Source organism: Lentzea sp. NPDC003310 (assembly GCF_040610935.1).
In the GTDB taxonomy this organism is placed as follows: domain Bacteria; phylum Actinomycetota; class Actinomycetes; order Mycobacteriales; family Pseudonocardiaceae; genus Lentzea.
The window spans coordinates 453,525-470,943 of record NZ_JBEXNC010000001.1; the positions used below are offsets into that span (position 1 = coordinate 453,525).

16 protein-coding genes are annotated in these 17,419 nt (G+C 71.0%); 3 read left to right on the forward strand and 13 right to left on the reverse strand.

Annotation, left to right across the window (positions count from 1 at the left end; translation table 11 throughout):
- Window positions 1-4: 4 nt before the first annotated feature.
- From ABZX02_RS02120 to ABZX02_RS02180, 13 genes are all read right to left on the reverse strand, one after another.
- Window positions 5-1,630 (reverse strand): AMP-binding protein, encoded by a 1,626-nt coding sequence (locus ABZX02_RS02120; protein WP_355294249.1) that lies wholly within the window; start codon window positions 1,628-1,630, stop codon window positions 5-7.
- Window positions 1,631-1,871: 241 nt separating this feature from the next.
- A complete protein-coding gene (dapB, locus tag ABZX02_RS02125) occupies window positions 1,872-2,618 on the reverse strand; it encodes a 4-hydroxy-tetrahydrodipicolinate reductase (RefSeq protein WP_355294250.1) in 747 nt (248 codons plus the stop codon).
- Between the two features lie 245 nt (window positions 2,619-2,863).
- Window positions 2,864-3,352, reverse strand: coding sequence for a hypothetical protein (locus ABZX02_RS02130; RefSeq protein WP_355294251.1), 489 nt, complete (start codon window positions 3,350-3,352; stop codon window positions 2,864-2,866).
- A 72-nt stretch (window positions 3,353-3,424) separates the two neighbouring features.
- On the reverse strand, window positions 3,425-4,306 hold the full coding sequence (locus tag ABZX02_RS02135; protein ID WP_355294252.1) for an NAD-dependent epimerase/dehydratase family protein: 882 nt from the start codon (window positions 4,304-4,306) through the stop codon (window positions 3,425-3,427).
- Entirely contained in the window at window positions 4,306-5,808 is a 1,503-nt protein-coding gene (locus ABZX02_RS02140) for a class I adenylate-forming enzyme family protein (protein ID WP_355294253.1), read from the reverse strand. Before ABZX02_RS02140 ends, ABZX02_RS02135 begins: the two co-directional genes overlap by 1 nt.
- A complete protein-coding gene (locus tag ABZX02_RS02145) occupies window positions 5,801-6,937 on the reverse strand; it encodes a cytochrome P450 (RefSeq protein ID WP_355294254.1) in 1,137 nt (378 codons plus the stop codon). The genes ABZX02_RS02140 and ABZX02_RS02145 overlap by 8 nt, the downstream gene beginning before the upstream one ends.
- Complete coding sequence (locus ABZX02_RS02150; protein WP_355294255.1) at window positions 6,934-7,683, reverse strand: glycosyltransferase family A protein; 750 nt, start codon at window positions 7,681-7,683, stop codon at window positions 6,934-6,936. Before ABZX02_RS02150 ends, ABZX02_RS02145 begins: the two co-directional genes overlap by 4 nt.
- Window positions 7,680-8,666, reverse strand: coding sequence for a ketoacyl-ACP synthase III (locus ABZX02_RS02155; protein WP_355294256.1), 987 nt, complete (start codon window positions 8,664-8,666; stop codon window positions 7,680-7,682). The genes ABZX02_RS02150 and ABZX02_RS02155 overlap by 4 nt, the downstream gene beginning before the upstream one ends.
- A 141-nt stretch (window positions 8,667-8,807) precedes the next feature.
- A complete protein-coding gene (locus tag ABZX02_RS02160; RefSeq protein WP_355294257.1) occupies window positions 8,808-9,188 on the reverse strand; it encodes an HPF/RaiA family ribosome-associated protein in 381 nt (126 codons plus the stop codon).
- 258 nt (window positions 9,189-9,446) lie between these two features.
- Window positions 9,447-11,624, reverse strand: a complete 2,178-nt coding sequence (locus tag ABZX02_RS02165) for a hypothetical protein (protein ID WP_355294258.1) — start codon at window positions 11,622-11,624, stop codon at window positions 9,447-9,449.
- A gap of 170 nt (window positions 11,625-11,794) precedes the next feature.
- The gene (locus ABZX02_RS02170; protein WP_355294259.1) at window positions 11,795-13,036 is read right to left on the reverse strand and encodes a sigma-70 family RNA polymerase sigma factor; all 1,242 of its coding nucleotides are present in this window, start codon (window positions 13,034-13,036) and stop codon (window positions 11,795-11,797) included.
- On the reverse strand, window positions 13,033-13,470 hold the full coding sequence (locus ABZX02_RS02175) for a YciI family protein (RefSeq protein WP_355294260.1): 438 nt from the start codon (window positions 13,468-13,470) through the stop codon (window positions 13,033-13,035). The genes ABZX02_RS02170 and ABZX02_RS02175 overlap by 4 nt, the downstream gene beginning before the upstream one ends.
- A 49-nt stretch (window positions 13,471-13,519) precedes the next feature.
- Entirely contained in the window at window positions 13,520-13,990 is a 471-nt protein-coding gene (locus ABZX02_RS02180) for a hypothetical protein (protein WP_355294261.1), read from the reverse strand.
- A 156-nt stretch (window positions 13,991-14,146) separates the two neighbouring features.
- Between ABZX02_RS02180 and ABZX02_RS02185 the strand changes: the two genes are divergently transcribed.
- The 3 genes from ABZX02_RS02185 to ABZX02_RS02195 all read left to right on the forward strand — a co-directional run bounded on the left by ABZX02_RS02185 (window position 14,147) and on the right by ABZX02_RS02195 (window position 17,409).
- Complete coding sequence (locus ABZX02_RS02185) at window positions 14,147-14,473, forward strand: hypothetical protein (protein ID WP_355294262.1); 327 nt, start codon at window positions 14,147-14,149, stop codon at window positions 14,471-14,473.
- Between the two features lie 132 nt (window positions 14,474-14,605).
- Window positions 14,606-14,959 (forward strand): STAS domain-containing protein, encoded by a 354-nt coding sequence (locus ABZX02_RS02190; RefSeq protein ID WP_355294263.1) that lies wholly within the window; start codon window positions 14,606-14,608, stop codon window positions 14,957-14,959.
- Window positions 14,956-17,409, forward strand: a complete 2,454-nt coding sequence (locus tag ABZX02_RS02195; RefSeq protein WP_355294264.1) for a SpoIIE family protein phosphatase — start codon at window positions 14,956-14,958, stop codon at window positions 17,407-17,409. The genes ABZX02_RS02190 and ABZX02_RS02195 overlap by 4 nt, the downstream gene beginning before the upstream one ends.
- Window positions 17,410-17,419: the final 10 nt, after the last annotated feature.

The following is a 17,419-nucleotide window of genomic DNA, read 5'->3' on the forward strand; positions in this document are numbered from 1 at the left end:
GCGGCTAGCTCAGCTCCCGCTGCAGGCGCTTGCTGACCTTGCCGACCGCGGTGTACGGGAACTCGTCGACGACCTCCACGACGTCGGGGAGCTTGAACGTCGCAAGACCCTTGTCGCGCAGGAACTGCCGCAGCTTGCCGAGGGTGAGTTCGGTCGCGCTCTCCGGCGTGCGGGGGATCAGGTAGGCCTTGATCCGTTCGCCGAGAACGTCGTCGTCGATGCCGACCACGGAGACGTTGTGGACGCCACCGTGGGTCAGCAGCGCGTTCTCCAGCTCCTCCGGCGCGATCTTCTCGCCGCCCCGGTTGATCTGGTCCTTCGACCGGCCCACGACCCTGATGAACCCGCGCTCGTCCCGTTCGACGATGTCACCGGTGCGGTAGAAGCCGTCGCTGGTGAACGCCAGCGCGTTCTGCTCGGGGTTGCGGTAGTACCCGCGGATCACCGACGGTCCGCGCGTCAGCAGGTGACCGGGCGCGCCGGGCGGCACGTCGTTGCCCTCGTCGTCGATGACGATGCACTCGTCGGCTTCGGAGGCCGGCTTGCCCTGGTACCGCACGCTGGTGGCGCGATCGACGTCGGCGGGGTTGCTGACGACGAGGCCCTCGCCCATCCCGAAGCTCTGCGACAGCTGCACGCCGAACTCCGGCTCGACCCGGCTCGCCACCGACTCGGTCAGCTTCGCGCCACCGCACATGAGGATCTTCAGGCTGGAGAGGTCGTACCGCTTGCGCAGCGAGGAGTTCAGCCACGCCAGCAGGATCGGCGGCACCAGCGACACGCGGGTCACGCCGTGCTTCTCGATCAGCGGGAACGCCGTGTCGGGGCTGCCGTTCGGCGCGATCACGATGGTGGCGCCCACGCTGAACGCGCCGAGGAACCCGGGCGACCGCGTCGACATGCTGTGGCAGATCGGGATGACCAGCAGGTGCACGGTGCGCTCGGTGATGCCGCGTTCCCCGACGCTGCGACGCAGGGCGTAGCCGTACGTCTGGTGCGTGTGCGGCATCAGCTTCGGAACACCCGTCGTGCCACCGGACATCTGCAGCAGGGCGACGTCCTGCGGGTTGCACCGCCGCGCGTGCTCGAGCGATCCCTTGGACTGCAACGCCTTGTACTCGGCTCCGCCGCCCTCGGGGTCGAGCACGACGGTGTGCTCCAGGTGCGGCCACCGCTCCTTCAGGTCGGCGGCCATCGCGGCGAGGTCGGTGCCGGCGTCCGAGGCGACCGTGATGTAGGCACGGGCCTCGCCGATCTGGATGAAGTGCTCGATCTCCGCACGACGGTGCGCGACGGGAGCCACGATGGGAACCACTCCGAGTTCCCACAGGGCGAAGACGAACGCGATGTACTCGTAGATGTTGGGCAGGTGCACGACCACCCGGTCGCCCCGGTTCAGCCCCAGCTCCCGCAGGCCGGCCGCGAGGCGCAGGACCTCGTCCGTGAGCTGCGCGTAGGTCAGCTCGGCCTTGCGGTCGATGACGGCGAGCTTGTCGGGGAAGCGCTCCGCGGTGGCGAACAGCAGCTCCGGCAGCGTCTGATCACGCCAGTGTCCCTCGGCGACGTACTTCGCTGCCGTCTCCGGCGGAAACGGGACGACCCCGTCCAGCGCCAGCGGTTCGATGCTCATTGGTTTCCCTTCAGGAGCTGCTCCCAGCCGTGAAGGAAAGGCTACCCTAACGTCCTCGCGATCGGCGGTGCCGGATTCGCCACACAACGCGCTCGCGGGCCGGTCGGCGTTAACGGTGGTTCACCACTGTCGACGAGGTGTCGGCCTGGTCCTGAAGGCACGAAGGTCGCCACCCGGTGTCCGGGGGCGACCAGCGTCGGACCTGGCGCGAGGTCCGTGTGTTGCCTGGTTCTGCTGGACGTCAGCCCAGGTCCATCGCGGCGTCGAGACCGACCGCCACGCCGGGCAGGGTGGAGACGGCGCGCAGCGAGGTGAGCACTCCGGGCATGAGGGACTCGCGCGTCACGGAGTCGTACCGCAGCCTCAGGATCTCGCCGCCGACACCGAAGAGCACCTCCTGCGACGACATGAACCCGCGCACCCGCACCGAGTGCACGGAGACGCCCTCGATCCGGCCGCCGCGAGCGCCGTACGGGTCGAGCGAGGTGGCGTCGGGCGACGGGGCGCAGTCCGCGTTGGCGCGGGCGCGGGCGATCAGTTCCGCGGTGTGCAGCGCGGTTCCCGACGGCGCGTCCACCTTGTCGGGGTGGTGCATCTCGACGATCTCGACAGACTCGAAGTACGGCGCGGCCTTCGCGGCGAACCGGGCCATCAGCACGGCGCTGATGGAGAAGTTCGGCACGACGAACACGTTGACGTCGTCCTGGCCGGCCAGCGCGGCGCGGATCTGCTCCACGGCCGGCTCGTCGAAGCCGGACGTCCCCACCACGACGTGGATCCCCTGCTTGATGCACCACTGGACCTGCTCGTGGGCGACGTCGGGCGGCGAGAACACGAGGACGACATCGGCCTTGTTGTCGACGATGCCCTGGATGTCGTCGTCGACGTCGATCTCGGCGACCACCGTCATGTCGGAACTGGCCTCAATCGCGTGGACCGACGCCACACCCATCCGCCCGCGGGCGCCCAACACAGCAACTCGAGTCATATGGGTAGCCTAACCTACGTTGGCGGGCCCACTCCAGTGCTCTGAATCTCACGGTTTGGGAGCTGTGAACGAGGCGGATCTGAATGGTGGAAGCTGCCTCGGCGGTGCATCCGCCGTCCGGCCAAGGGGTTGAGCGGGTCGATGTCCGCCATTCGGGGTCGTCCGCAGTCGAGTCCACAATGGACTCCGCTGCGGCTGGGGCCTGGTGACGACGACTCAAGACTGGTTCAAGGCGCGCACGCGGCTCAGGATGACGGAGCGTCGGTCCGCTCGAGGTCGGCGATCCACAGGGCAAGTGCCGCCTGTGCGTCCCGCAAGGTGCGGGCCGGCTCGCCCAGCCCGCACAACGCCAGCCGCCGTTGTTCGAGCCTGGGGCTCCGGAACTTCGGGAACGCGAGCTTGAGGCACGTGTCGATCATCTGGGCGTGGTAGTGCAGCAGCTCGGCCACCCGGAACTCCAGCGACGCGCGGTCGGCGGCGCCGGCGAGGTCCACCGCCCACCCGTGCAGCCGGCAGAAGTCGGACGCGACCCGGCCACCCCGGCGGGCCACCTGGGCCGGCACGTCACCGGGCTGCGCGCAGGCGTCGATGACCTGCTCGGCGGCGGGCTGGAGCGCGACCGCCCGGGTGGCCACCTCCAGCAGCGACCGCAACGCGACCAGACGCGCGGCGGCGGAGTCCGTCGCACCTGCCGCGGCCGCGCCTCGCCGCGGGCGACGTCCCGGAATCCGCATGTGGTCCACCAGCCTCGATCAGAGAGACCCAGTATGAACCGCCACGAGGCGCGCCGCGAGAGCCCGGCGGGCTCACCACGTTGCCGCACCGGCGAAAGACGTCGGCGCGGGCTCGTACCCGAGGTGCGTCCGGGCGGCCGTGATGTCGAGAGTGCGCTCCTCGGCCAGGTGGCTGATCGCGTACCGGGTCAGCCGGGGAGGCTCGGCTCGGCGTGCCAGCCGCCAGACCGGTTCGGCCACCGCCGCCAGGGACCACGCGAGTCGCAGGGGGAGGTAGCGGATCCGGACGTCCAGGCCGCGTTCCCGCAGGAGGTCCCGCAACGCCTGCTCCAGCACGACCGGCGCGGCGTCCGCCACGTTGTAGACGCCGGGCCGTCCGGTGCACGCCAGCAGACTGGCGTGGGCGAGGTTGTCGATCGACGTGAGCGACTGCAGCGCCTGCCCGTCGCCCACGAGGAACAAGGTCCGGCCGCGGATCGCGCTCAGGACGCGGGGGAGCAGCGTCGGATCGCCCGGACCGTACACGGCGTGGGGGCGCAGGACGACGCTGTCCGGGTGTGTCAGCGCCACCCCCTCGGCCTCGGCCTTCGTCGCACCGTAGGCAGTGAGGTAGCGACCTACCGGTGCTGCGGACTCGACCGCCGAGACGGTCGGCCTGAACGGGTCGTACACGCTCGCCGACGACATGTGCACGAACCGCGCCCCAGGGAAGGTCTCCAGGACGTTGCGGGTACCCACGACGTTCACCCGTCGGATCTCCGCGGCCGAACCCCAGTCGGTGACGGCGGCGGCGCAGTGCACCACGGCGTCGACGACCGGCGGATCGGTCAGCGGCCCCGCCGCGATGTCCCACGAACGCGACCCGTAGGCGTGCACCCGCCACCCCCGCGCTTCGGCGGCACGGCACACCGCCCCGCCGACGAAGCCGGTCGCCCCCGTGACCGCGAGCCGCATCAGCGAGCCAGTCCGGCGCGGAGGGCGGACCGGTCGACCTTCCTGGTGCGGCCCGACCGCGGCAGGTCCGGCAGGACCACGACCTCGTCGGGCAGCGCGTAGACGTCGATCAGGTCGGGCAGCGCGGCACGGACCCGCGCGGCCAGGTCGGGGCCGGCATCGGGGGCGGCCACGAGCGCCAGCACGATCCGCTCGTCGCCGATCTCGTCCGGCACGCCGACCATGACGGCGTCCGCGACTCCCGGCAGGCGGGTGATGGCCGGTTCGTACAGTCCGGGATACACGTTGGTCCCCTTGCGGAGGATCATGTCCTTCTTGCGGCCGGTGAGCACGATCAGGTCGCCCTCCAGCCGAGCCAGGTCGCCGGTGGCGTGCTCGGTCATCGGCGGCGAGCCCAGGTAACCGCGGCACATGTTGGGGCCGGACACCATCAGCTCCCCGTCCTCGGCGACGCGTGCCCGCACACCGGGCAGCGGCCGGCCGAGCAGGTCGCCGTCGTGCGCGAGCTTCTCCTCGGCGGTCGCGACCGCCACCGGGAGGATCTCCGTCATGCCGTACACGGCGAGCAGTTCGACCCCCGGCAGCGCGGCTCGCGCCCGTCGCAGCAGAGGGGGCAGGACCGGTGCGGACCCCAGCAGCACCTGGCGCAGCGATCGCGGCAGCGCCACTCCGCTGTCGAGGATCGCGGCCAGGTCGGAAGGCACCAGGAACGTGTGGGTGGCACCCTCCAGGCCGGCCGCGAGCGCGGCGGGCTCGGCGGCGGGCGCGAACCCGTAGGGCGGCATGGACCAGTGCGCGCCCGCGATGAGCGCGGGCAGCCCCAGCATCATCTGGTCGGTGTGCACACGGGAGTCCTGCCTCAGTTCGCACCGCGTCGCCAGCACGGTCAGCGCGGCCGCGAGCGAACCCCTGGTGTGCACGACGGCTTTCGGGTCCGCCGTGGTGCCCGAGGTGAAGACGACGACGGCGTCCTGGTCCGGTCGTGGGTCGGGCAGCGGCGCGCCGGCGACCGGTTTCGCGAGGCTCCGGGTGGACACCGCGCGCAGCGGCACGCCGGGCAGCCACGGCCCGGATCTGATGTACCGCACCGGGAGCGACGTGTAGTCCGGCAGGAGCACGCCCCGGCGACGGGCCAGGGCGCGCACTGGTCCGGGAGCGCTCGCCGCGTAGAGCAGGGACTCGGCCGCCACCCAGCCCGGTCCGGCCAGTTCGGTGCGCCGCGAGAAGAGCTCCTGCCCGCCGCCGGGGTCGACGAACACCACCGTGCCGCCGGCCGCGACGGCGCCGAGGGCCAGGACGATCGCGTCCGGCCCCGGTCGTACCGAGAACAGCATCCGGCTGCCCGGCTCGAAGCCCTTGGACCGCAACCGGTGCGCGGTGCCGAGCACGCCGTCGGCCAGCTCGGCGTAGGTCGTCGTCCTTCCGCGTCCGTCGGTCAGCGCGGGGCGCGGGCCATGGCGCCGCGCCGCCTGCAACACCCCGATCAGCAGGTCGTCAGCCACGGCGCACCACCAGTCTCGAGTAACAGGGGATCAGCACGCGCCGCGAGGCGCTTCGATCCACAATGGACAACGGTGCCGCGTCGAGCACGGCGCCGAGCACCGCGCGGATCTCTGCCTGGGCCAACGGCATGCCCAGGCAGAAGTGCGGCCCCGCGCCGAACCACAGCTGCCTGACCTCCGGCGGGTGCCGGCGCTGCGGGTCGAAGGACCCCAGCGCGTTCGCCGCCGAGATCGTCGCGATCACCACCCGGTCACCGGCCCGGACCCGCACCCGGCCGATCCGGGTGTCCGCGGCGACGCTGCGCAGCATCACCGGCGAGGGCACGGTCACCCGCAGCGCCTCGGCGATCGCGTCGTCGACCCGGCTCCTGTCCGCGGCCAGCCGGTCCAGCCAGCCGAAGTCGTGCAGCAGCGCCACGAGCCGCGGGATGTAGGAGACCAGCGTCTCGGTCCCCGTGAGCACGAACGCCGCCACCGCGCCGAGCGCCTCCTCCTCGGTCAGCCCGAGCTGCCGCATCCGGCCGGGCACCGTGGCCGGGTCGCCGTCAGCCCACGCCCGCGCGGCCGGCCGGGTGAGCACCCCCAGCGACTCCCGGCACCGCAGCACCTGCGCGGGCGTCAGCGACCGGCGGCCCAGGCGGATTGACGACGTGATCGCGGTTCCCGCCAGGTGCGCCGCCACCGCCTCGGATGCCTCCAGCCCGACCAGCTCGCAGATCACCGCACCCACCAGCCGCCGCACGACGGCCACCAGGTCGACCGGACGCCCGGCTTTCAGAGCCTCCCGCAGCTCCTCCACCGGCGCGTGGAGGACCGTGTCGCACAGCTCGGACACGCTGCGCGGCGTGAACAACCCGGACAGCTTGCGCCGCAGTTCGCCGTGCGCCGCGCCCTCCATGTTCAGCAGCACGGTCGGCCCCACCACAGGCGTCCACAGGTCAGCGGGTGAACCGGGTCCGGTCTTGGTGAAGTGCGCCGGGTCGTTCAGCACTTCCTTCGCGAGAGCGGCGTCGCTGACCACGACCCCCACCCGCGGCACGCGGACCACCGGTGCCATCCGGCCGACGGCGCGGACCAGGGGGTAGGCGACCGGGTGCGCGGCCAGGTGGAGCCTCGACTCCCAGCTCATCGGATGTCCACGACGTCCGGCCGGTAGCGGTGGTCGGCGTACCACGCGAGGGTCTTGCGCAACCCCCACGCCCGCGCCCGCCGCGACGATCCGTGGACGACGACGTCCCGCCGCAACCCGTAAGCCTTGGTGTGCAGGCGAACCGCGTTGACGAGGGCGCGGTCCTCGTGCAGGTCCTCGATCTTCGACCGCGGGAACCCTCCCGCGAGCACGTACAGCTCGGCCGTGATCGCCATGTTGCAGCCGGGCGTCATCACGTACGGCCCGAGGTAACGGGGATCCCGGTTGCCGGACCTCATCTTGCCGAACACCGAAGCGACCTCGACGGCGGCGACGAGCACCCACCGCGTGACCGCTCCGACCCCTTCGTCCTTGCGCGGCAGGAGCTGTCCCGACACCAGTCGCAGTCCGCTGCCCAGCGCGGCCTTGATCCGAGCCGTCCAGTCCGGCGCCGGCAGGCAGTCGGCGTCCGTGCGGGCCAGCCAGCGCGCGCCGCGGGCGATCGCGTGGCGCATCCCGGTGTCCGCCGCCGCGCCGGTGCCCTTCTGCGGTTCGTGCACGACTTCCAGCCGCAGCCCGGGGTTCTCCCCGTGGAACCGCCGCACCAGGTCCACTGTGGAGTCGGTCGAGCCGTTGTCCACCACGACCAGCGTGAAGTCCTGGTCCTCCTGCGCCGCAAGAGCTTCGAGGGTAGCGACGACGGAGCGTTCCTCGTTGTAGGCCGGCACGACCACCCACAGGCTCACAGCCGCACCACCACGATTCCGAGGCTCACACCACCGGCCAGACCCACCAGCGCGACGAGATCGCCGGGGCCGCACCGGCCCATGCGCTGCGCGGTGACCAGTTGCAGGGGCAGGCTCGCGGACGCCACGTTGCCGTGCTCGGCCAGCGTCACCACCAGCTTGTCGCGCGGCACGCCCGCCCGGTCGGCGAAGATGTCCAGGTAGGGCAACGACACCTGGTGCACACAGGCCACCGCGAAGTCGTCCCACGTCAGATCGAGCCGGCGCAGCGTGTCGTCGAGAACGTCGCGACCCAGGTGCAGGAACGCGTCCTTGAGCCGCGGACCGTCCATGTCGAAGTAGGTGAACTCCGGATCGCGCGGATGCCGGGACCCACCGGCCGGAAGCGTGCCGACGTCCCACCACTGGGAGTCCGCCGTGAACGCACTGCCCAGCACCCCGTCGTCACCGGCGGTGAGCAGCACCGCCGCGCCCGCGTCCGACAACGTGTACCCGGGAAAGGCACGCCGGAACTGCGCCGCGTCGGCCACCTCCCACCGCACCGCCCGCGACGGTGACTCACCGCTCACGACCAGAACGGTCCGGTAACGACCAGCCGAGATCAACGCGTCGGCGACCTCGATCGCGTTGAGCACGCTGTTGCACGCGTTCTTGACGTCCATCACGGGACAGCGCAGCTCGAGCTTCGCCGCGACGATGTGCGCGGTCGCCGGCTCCACCATGTCCTGACTGGCGGAGGCGAACAGGAGCAGGTCGACGTCCGCCGCCTCGAACCCGGTGTCCGCCAACAACTTGCGCGCCGCCGCAACAGCCAGATCGGACGCCTGCTCGTCGTCGCGCATCACGTGCCGCGACCGGATGCCGGTCAACCGCCCTATCAGCCCCGGCGGCGGCGTGAACGGCCCCAACCGCCGCTCCACCTGCTCCGTGCTCAGCCGCGTCTCGGGCAGATGCACTGCGACACCGGCCAACCGTGTACCCACTCCTGCACCTCCTGGGTGCACGTTATATGCGGCAGGCCGGACCGACGTCGGTAGAACTACTCGGATGACACGGCAGGTGTAATAGCGGCAGTTCCCTGCGGCGGCGCCGGACCTCGGTCCGGCGCCGACGCGTCGCCTCGATCAGCCCTGAGGCTTGTCCTCGACCGGCTCCAGCTCCTCGGGAGCGGGCATGTGCCGGATGCTGTCACTGCCCTTGTGGTCGTGGGCGCGGCTGTACCGCGAATCCAGCACCCTGCCCAACTTGGTCGCCGCCCCGGCGTAGGCGTCGTCCACAGTGGTCGCGTGGTGGGTGACCGCGACCGGCTGCTTGCCGCCCGGCCGCGCCTCGATGACGCACTTCTTGTCCTCCGGCTTGCCGCCCGCGTCCTCGCTGAGGTGCACTTCCACGCGGGTCAGCCATCCGCTGAACCGGGCCAGGCTGCCTTCCAGGTCGGTGGTCACATAGGTGGCCAGCCTCTCGCCACCGTGGACGTTGTGGTCGGTGTTGACCTGGATCTGCATGAGCACCCTCCGGAACGGGACAGAAATGGTCCTGCTCGATACCACGGGAGCGGCGTTTTCAAACGCGGCGGTGTTCAGCGGGCGGATCGGCCGAAGCCGGTGCGACCCGGCGAACGGTGGCTCAGCCTCGGGCGAGGGCGAACGCGACGAGCTGCGACAGCGACGCCACACCTCCGCCCAAGCGGCCGAGTTCGAGGCCACGCCCGGCTGACGGCACGGGCGGTCCGGCTCCACCCGGAGCCGGACCGCCGCCGTGCATCAGACGTGGGGCAGGAGGTCGTCGAGCAGCGGCAACACCGGAGCGGGCTGCACGACCTTCTCCCTGGCGGCCGTCCGCAGCTTCTCCAGCGCGTCGCGGAACTTCACGACGACCTGGTCGTCGACCGGCAGCTGAGGCCCCCACGCGTCCTTGGCGCCGGCCTTCGCGATCTCGTCCAGCTTCTCCTTGGCCTGGCGGAGGAACTGGCCGATCTCCATGCCCAGGCGGCAGAGGACCGACTCCTTCCACACCGTGTCCAGGCCCAGCAGGTCGTTGAACACCTCGTCCTCCGCGCCGGCCGTCTCCAGCGCGCGCAGGGAAGGCGCAGCCGTGTCCCGGAGGAGGCCGACGGCGGCGAACACCCTGCTGCCGGGCATGCCGAGGGTCTCGGCGAGGTTGCCGAGGTCCACGTGACCGCAGTATTTGCCTTCCCCCGCCGAGGCCTGGTGGTCGGAGCGGACCGAACCGCGGCTGAACGGACCCCACTCGTTGGAGTCGCGCGGACCGGTGTTGAAGTTGCGGCCGGAGAACGAGCCGGTGTAGGTGTCCGACGCCCAGCCGTTGTCGACGAACACCGTCCAGCTGGCCAGCACCGAGCTGATGACCCGTGCCGCGAGGACCATCCGCCGCTCCAGCAGCTCTCGCCGGGCGGGCAGCCCCTGCATCCACGTGAGCGCCTGCTCCGCGGGGTACACCCTGTCGACGGCCTTCGTCATCGCCAGGACGACCTCCTCGACGTCGGCGAGGACGAGCTGCCGCAGCTTCGCCGGGATCGCCGAGTCGGCGTACGCGCGCTCCCACTCGAGCAGTTCGAGCGTGGGAGCGCCGTAGTCGTAGTCCTGGTCGTTGTTCTGCTTGGCCAGCCGCAGACTGGTCTCGCGCTCGGAGACCGTGACCACTTGTGCCGGCCAGCTGATCCCGTTCTCCTGCACGGCGGCGGCGACCTCGGGCATCCGCTCCACGTTGTGCGGCAGGCAACTCAGCTCGACGCACACGAACGGCTCGACGAAACCCGCTGCGCTGGCGCGCAACCTGTGCACGGCCGCCTTCTCGTAGAGGTGGCGGAAGTGCGCGAAGTCGACGGTGGCGATCTCGTCGCTGTCGTCCCCGCGCACCAGGCAGAAGCCCATGTTGCGCCAGCTGGAGTCGCCCGCGTTCTGGCCGGAGACGGGGTAGGTGAAGGGGAGTTTCGTGGTGTTCTTCTCGTAGGCTGACTTGAACTCGGTGACGCCCGCGACACGCAGGGCGATGTCCCTGGGAAGGCAGTCCGGTTGCAGGCCCACGCCCTTGGTGCAGGCGACCATGACCTTGCGGGTGGCCTTGTCCGTGCCGGTCACGCGGACGAGGAAGTCGTCGCGGCCGTGCGCGCGGGAGCGGTGCAGGAACACACCGGGCGGGGCGAGCGCGGTGTCCAGGAACGGCCGCGGCACCCGTTCGTAGATCTGGAACTGACCGGTCGGCGCGTCGTGCACGAGCTCGGGCTTCATCTCGAGCGCGGGCAACGCGTTCAGCCACCGCTCCTCGGCGCTGCCCGGCTGCACCGGGAAGGTGCCGCGGTGGTCCTTGTTGACCGGGGAGAACAGGAACAGGCCCCAGAACCCGGGGTGCGCGCGAATGGCGCCGTCCTGGTGGAACCGGGTCTCGTCCCGCGCGATGACCTTGCCGAGCGAGACGTGGGCGGCCAGCCGGGCCGCGGCGAGTCGCTGGTCGCCCATGGGCAGCGGTGTCTCGCGGTCGGCACCGAAGCAGTAGAGCCGCAACGCCTTCTCGCGATTGGTCGCCACCTTGCCGCGCGTGGTGTCGGCACGCAGCACCTCGTCGAACCACAGCGCCTTGAGGCACTCCTCGTAGTCCAGGACGTCCCGCAGAACGCTGCCCGGGTTCACCTCGAGCCAGAGCACCGCCGCGTTGTGGAACAGGTGCGCGTCGGCCTCGGACGCGACCAGCAGCTTCCGGCGGTCTTCGACGCCCACCCCGGCGCCGCCGACCGCCACGAGGAACTCACGCCCCAGATCGAGGTACTCGGCGCGGTGCTTCAGGAAAGTCCGGGTGTGCTCGTCGTCAGCCGGAGTCGAGGCGGTGGGGAAGGACGCGCCGTCGGGGTCGCGCAGCAGCTTCGTCACCGCCTTGGTGAACTCCCCGTGCACACGAATCCATTCGGCGAATCTCTCGTACATGGCACCTGCTTCCTGTGACCGCGCAACGCTTCGTCCCAGGGTCGCGGTGTGCGGCAGGTCCGTTACGCAGTGCTGCGAATGGCGCAGACCGGCGAACCTGCCCGGTCGATCAGCGCGAGTCGCCGGGCTGGAAGTGGTGCGGCCAAAGGAGTGTCTGCCCTCGCGGCAGGTCACTTCGGGTCGAGGCGGCGGATCCGGGCGTTCAGGTAGCGCTGCTCGGGCTGGCTCGCCGTGAGCCGGGCGGCCGCGAGGTAGCTGTCGAGGGCGCCGGGAAGGTCCCCGGTCATCTCGAGCAAGTGCGCGCGCACGGCGTGCGTGCGGTGGTGCCGGCGCATCGCAGGATCGTCGAGCAACGGTCCGATGAGCGCCAACCCGTGCTCGGGACCGAACGCCATCGCGAGGGCGACCGCCTGGTTGAGCGTCAGGACAGGACTCGGCGCCACCCGCGCGAGCATGGCGTAGAGCAGGGTGATCTGCCGCCAGTCGGTCGCCTCCCAGCTCTCGGCCTCCGCGTGGACGGCGGCGATCGCGGCCTGCAGCTGGAACCTGCCGACGTGCCCGCGCGGCAACACCTGCTCCAGCAGGCGCACGCCTTCCGCGATCCGCTCGTGGTCCCACCGGGACCGGTCCTGCTCGGCCAGCGGCACGAGGTCGCCGTTCTCCGTCCGGGCGGCCGCGCGGGCGTGCGTCAGCAGCATCAACGCCAGCGCGCCGGCGACCTCGTCGTGGTCGGGGACGACCGCGCGCAGCTGCCGGGTGAGGCGGATGGCCTCCTCCGCGAGCGGGCTGTCGACCAGCGCGTCACCGGTGGAACGGGTGTGCCCCTCGGTGAACATGAGGTGGCAGACGTCGAGCACCGCGGCGATGCGCGCGGGCAGGTCGGCCCGCGCCGGGAACCCGAACACCGCGCCCGCCGCGCGCAGGGTGGACCGCGCCCTGGTGAGGCGTTGCGCCATCGTGCGCTCGGGCACCAGGTAGGCCGCGGCGATCTGCGCGGTGCTCAGTCCGCCGACGGCGTGCAACGTCAGGGCCACCTGCGAAGAACGGCTCAAACTCGGGTGGCAGCACAACAGCAGCAACCGCAGGGTGTCGTCCCCTTCGTCGTGAGGTGCCCGGTCGGCGGCAGGGGAGAGGTGGGCGTCGGCGGGAAGTGCGGCGCTCACGACGTTCTCGCGCTCGGTCCGCGCCCCGTCGGCCCGCAGCCGGTCGATCAGCCGCCGGGACGCGACCGTGATCAGCCACCCGCGGGGGTTGTCGGGTACACCGTCGCGGTCCCACTGCCGCGCCGCCGCCTCGGCCGCCTCCTGCGCCGCGTCCTCGCAGTCGCCCAGGTCGCCGTACCGGTGCAGCAGGGCGGCGAGGACGTGGGGGGACTCCCGCCGCCACACGTCCTCCACCACCTGCGCGGTCACTGGTCGGAACCGCCCGGCCACATCGCGGGACGCAACTCGACGGTCTCACCGGGACCGGCGAACCGCGCCGCGATCTCCTCCGCGCGCTCCTGGCCGTCCACGTCGATGAGGAAGAACCCGGCCAGGTGCTCCTTGGCCTCCGAGTACGGTCCGTCGGTGACGAGCGGCTTCCCGTCGTCCCAGCGGTAGAGCCGCGACGACTCGGGCGCCCCCAGTGCCTCGCCCCCGAGCAGCTCGCCGTTCTCCCGCAGTTGCCCGAGCATCGTCTCGAAGTCGGCGTTCAACCGGTCCAGCTGCTCCTTCGACATGACCTGGTACTCGGGCAGGTAGTCGGAGGTCGGGTGCCCCCACGGCTGCGGGTTGGAGTGGATCATGATCACGTACTTCACCATCGGCTCCTCGGTCTTCGGCGCGGACGCGGCCGGTCGGCCCATCCTCGCGTGAGACGTCGGAGCCGGGAGGGCCACGTCTACATCCGGACCTTCACGCCTCCGCCGCGCGGGCGCGGTTCATGGCCGCGAGCCGAGCCGACCACTCCCGTTCGGCGACGACAAGACCCTGCTCGAGCGTCTCGACGAGCGACGCGCGGCTCATCGACACCGTCGTCGGCACGTGCGCCTCCTGTTCGTCGTGCACTCGGCAGGCGAGATGGACCTGATCTCCCTCGGTGAAAGCGAACGCGAGCACGTCGTCGGTGCACTCGCCCCATTCCAGGAACTCGTACCTCGCGAAGTCCTGCCCTGCCTCGAACGCGGCTTCGAAGCCAGGCGGCGGAACGGTCGGCGTGCGGAACCGGTGGAGCTCGTCCTTGAGCTTCTTGACCAGCAGCGGCGGGTAGAACGCGTTGTCCCGGGCGTTCACGTGCAGACCGCCGAGGAAGATGTCGACGCACAGCAGTCCTGGGTCCTGTTCGACGTGGAAGTCCAAGCCCAACTCGGTTCGTGACCCGAACATCAAGACGACCTCCCGGCATCGGCGTTGCTCCCCATCATGGACGTCGGCGAAGAGTCACTGCGACAGGTCCACGAACACCGGCGTACAACACCGTCCTCCTGGGTAGAGGTAGATCGAGTTGCAGGAATCGCCACCGCCAGTGAAAGGGCACACCCGATGAACGACAAGAACCTTCCCGCCACTTCGGTTCTGGTGACCCGATTGGGTGAAAAGGCGACCCAGGTCGGTGAGAAGGCCGGCGGTGTCGCCGAGAAGGTGGGCGAGGACGCGACCCGCGTCGCCGGGCAGGTCGGCCAAGCGGCCGGTGTCGTCGCCACGCAGGTCGGTGTGAAGGTCATCGAGGCTGTCGAGGCACTGCCCGAACCCGTGCAGCAGCGCGTGGAGCAGGGTGTCCGCCAGGTCCGCCAACGGCCCGTGGTGGCCGCGGCCGGCGTGGTGGCGGTCGCGCTGGTGCTGTGGAAGGTCGTACGGCGAGGGCGCTGACGGGAACGTCGGCACGCCATCTCGGCCAGCTGCCGAGCACGCCGCTCAGCGTGCTCGGCAGCACCGGGCTGAACGGCTTCCGGTCATGCGCGTGCGGGTAGGTTGAGCAGTCGCGACCGAGAAGAGGCGAAGATGAGCGAAGCTGTGTCCGTGGAGGTCGATGTCCGCCACCACGGTGCCGACGCGGTGGCCGCGATCGTCGGAGAGCTCAACTTCGGCACGACCCCGCGGATGCTGCAGGTGGTGGAGCCGCTCGCCGCCCAGGGCCGGACGTTGGTGCTGGACCTCTCGCAGCTCGACTTCTGCGACTCCAGCGCGCTCAGCGCGCTGGTCAGGTTGCACAAGGTCGCCCACGCGGCCGGCGGTGCGCTGCACCTGGCCGCGCTGCGGCCCCAGGTCAAGTCCGCGATCATGCTCACCTCGCTGGACCAGCTGTTGACGATCCACCCGCAGGTGTCCGACGCGCTCGGCGGATCGGCGCGGTGAGCGAACCGCCTTCTCCGCCGGAGCGGCACGGCGGAGACTTCGCCTCGTTCAGCCTGTCGGACATGGTGCGGCTGACCGCGGAACTCCGTGCCGCCGCCGAGGGTGCGGGCGACTTCGCCTCCGGCGCCGTGGAGATCGTGGAACGACTGCGCGGCTGGTTCACCGACGAGCGCGGGAAGTCCGTTGTGCCGTCGGCACGGTTCTTCTGCACCCACCGTTGTGCCGCACTGCCCGAAACGCTGCAGCACGCCGCACACCGGTTCGCGTCGGGCGAGATCGACCCGGACACGTGGTGCCTGGTGCTGGAGGCCGATTCCAGTGCGGCAGCCGCGCCGGTTGTGCGCGGTGTCGGCGGCGTGTTCGCGCCGACCTCGGCCGAAGCCGCCTCCGCCGCACCGATCGCCTCCGCACTGGCAACCTCGCTCGGCGTGCCGAACGCGGACGGGACGGCCGTCGACGCCGGACGTCAGTGCGGTGTCTTCCTCGTGCCGGACGCCAACGGCAGCGAGCACGTCCCGGACCAGGACTTCGTTCGTGCCTGCGGAGTCCGGTCGTCGCTGGCGTTCGGCGGTCCGCTGCTGGACGGAGGACTGTTCTGCGTGGTGCTGTCGGCGAGCGTGCCGATCACCTCCCGGGCCGCCGAGCTGTTCCGGGCGGTCGCGGTCAGCGTGCGCAGCGCGGTGCTGGCCCACCCGCTGACCGGCCGCGGTGAGGTCGACGTCGCGGCGCAGCGCGACGCGTTGCTCGACCACCTCCGGGTGCTGGAGGAGACCTCCCACGAGCAGGCGAGCAACCTGGAGAGCACCGTCCACCGCCTGCAGGCGGAGGCCGAGCTGGTCGACACCCTCCAGGTCGTCGGGCACCGGCTCACCTCGCAGCTCGACCTCGACACCCTGGTCCAGGACTCCACGGACGCCGCGACCAAGGCCACCGGCGCGGCGTTCGGCGCGTTCTTCTACAACCTCGTGGACCAGTTCGGCGAGTCCTACACCCTCTACACGCTGTCGGGCGTGCCCAAGTCGGCGTTCGAGGGCTTTCCCATGCCCCGCAACACTTCCGTGTTCGCGATCACCTTCAACGGTGAGGGCACGGTCCGTTCCGACGACATCACCCGGGATCCGCGTTATGGCCGCAACGAGCCGCATCACGGGATGCCGCCGGGACACCTCCCGGTGCGCAGCTACCTCGCCGTGCCGGTGATCTCGCCGTCGTCGCAGGAGGTCTTGGGCGGGTTCTTCTTCGGCCACCACCAGACCGGGCAGTTCACCGAGCGGCACGAGGAGCTCGCCGAGGGCATCGCCGGCTACGCGGCCATCGCGCTGGACAACGCCCGCCTGTTCGAGCGTCAGCGCTCGACCGCGTCCGAGCTCACCCACAGCATGTTGCCCAAGGTCCCGCACGTGAGCGGTCTGGAGATCGCGTCGCGGTACCTGCCGGCGGCCACCGGCTCGGAGATCGGCGGTGACTGGTTCGACGTGCTCGAACTACCCGCCGGGCGCACCGCCTTCATCGTCGGCGACGTCGTGGGCCGCGGCGTGACCGCGGCGGCCGTGATGGGGCAGATGCGCACCGCCGTGCGCTCCTACGCGTTGTTGGACCTGCCTCCGGCCGACGTGCTGCGGCATGCGTCCGCGCTGGCGAGCGTCACGCCCAAGGCCACCTTCATCACCTGCTTCTACGCCGTGCACGACCCGGTGGACGGCACCCTGACCTACGCCAGTGCCGGTCACCTGCCCGCGGTGCTCACGCAGCCCGACGGCAGGACGGACCTGATCGGCGAGGGCCTGGGCATGCCGCTGGGCGTCGGCGAGACCTTCCGGCAGCGCCGGACGTCGTTCCCGGTGGGCGCGCACCTGACCCTCTACACCGATGGTCTGGTCGAGAGCCGGATCCGGGACCTCGGCACGGGCATCGACGCGCTGCTGGCGGAGATCCGCGCCCTGCCACCGGACCTGGACCTCCAGGTCGCCTGCGACAAGCTCATCGACCGCCTCACCGGCGGGCGCCACGACGACGACGTCGCGCTGCTGCACGTGCACCGCCTGGCGGCGGCCCGCCAAGTGGCCTCGATGCCGCTGGACACCGGCCCCGCCGCCGCGAACCAGGTCCGGACCTTCGTCACCGAGCGGCTCGCCGAGTGGGGCCTGAGCGACGTGCACGACGCCGTGCTCACCGTGACCACCGAACTCGTCGCCAACGCGGTCCAGCACGCGGAGAGCCCTGTCGTGCTGCGCCTGCACCGCGAGAACTCCCTGCTGTTCGTCGACGTCGCGGACCACGGCACTTCAGGCCCTCGCATGTTCGAAGTGGACCCGAGCACCGATCGGCACCGCGGCCTGGTCCTGGTCGACGCGTTCGCCAGCCGCTGGGGCACCCGCGTCACCGACGACGGCAAGGTCGTCTGGGCCGAGATCGCGATCGGGAACCCAGGCCCACCAAGGACGACGTGACCGGTCACGC

Excerpts from the sequence above, each read along its gene's own strand:
- ABZX02_RS02120 (WP_355294249.1), bottom strand. The coding sequence starts at position 1,630 with ATGAGCATCGAACCGCTGGCGCTGGACGGGGTCGTCCCGTTTCCGCCG.
- dapB (WP_355294250.1), bottom strand. The coding sequence starts at position 2,618 with ATGACTCGAGTTGCTGTGTTGGGCGCCCGCGGGCGGATGGGTGTGGCG.
- ABZX02_RS02130 (WP_355294251.1), bottom strand. The coding sequence starts at position 3,352 with ATGCGGATTCCGGGACGTCGCCCGCGGCGAGGCGCGGCCGCGGCAGGT.
- ABZX02_RS02135 (WP_355294252.1), bottom strand. The coding sequence starts at position 4,306 with ATGCGGCTCGCGGTCACGGGGGCGACCGGCTTCGTCGGCGGGGCGGTG.
- ABZX02_RS02145 (WP_355294254.1), bottom strand. The coding sequence starts at position 6,937 with ATGAGCTGGGAGTCGAGGCTCCACCTGGCCGCGCACCCGGTCGCCTAC.
- ABZX02_RS02160 (WP_355294257.1), bottom strand. The coding sequence starts at position 9,188 with ATGCAGATCCAGGTCAACACCGACCACAACGTCCACGGTGGCGAGAGG.
- ABZX02_RS02165 (WP_355294258.1), bottom strand. The coding sequence starts at position 11,624 with ATGTACGAGAGATTCGCCGAATGGATTCGTGTGCACGGGGAGTTCACC.
- ABZX02_RS02175 (WP_355294260.1), bottom strand. The coding sequence starts at position 13,470 with ATGGGCCGACCGGCCGCGTCCGCGCCGAAGACCGAGGAGCCGATGGTG.
- ABZX02_RS02180 (WP_355294261.1), bottom strand. The coding sequence starts at position 13,990 with ATGTTCGGGTCACGAACCGAGTTGGGCTTGGACTTCCACGTCGAACAG.
- ABZX02_RS02185 (WP_355294262.1), top strand. The coding sequence starts at position 14,147 with ATGAACGACAAGAACCTTCCCGCCACTTCGGTTCTGGTGACCCGATTG.
- ABZX02_RS02190 (WP_355294263.1), top strand. The coding sequence starts at position 14,606 with ATGAGCGAAGCTGTGTCCGTGGAGGTCGATGTCCGCCACCACGGTGCC.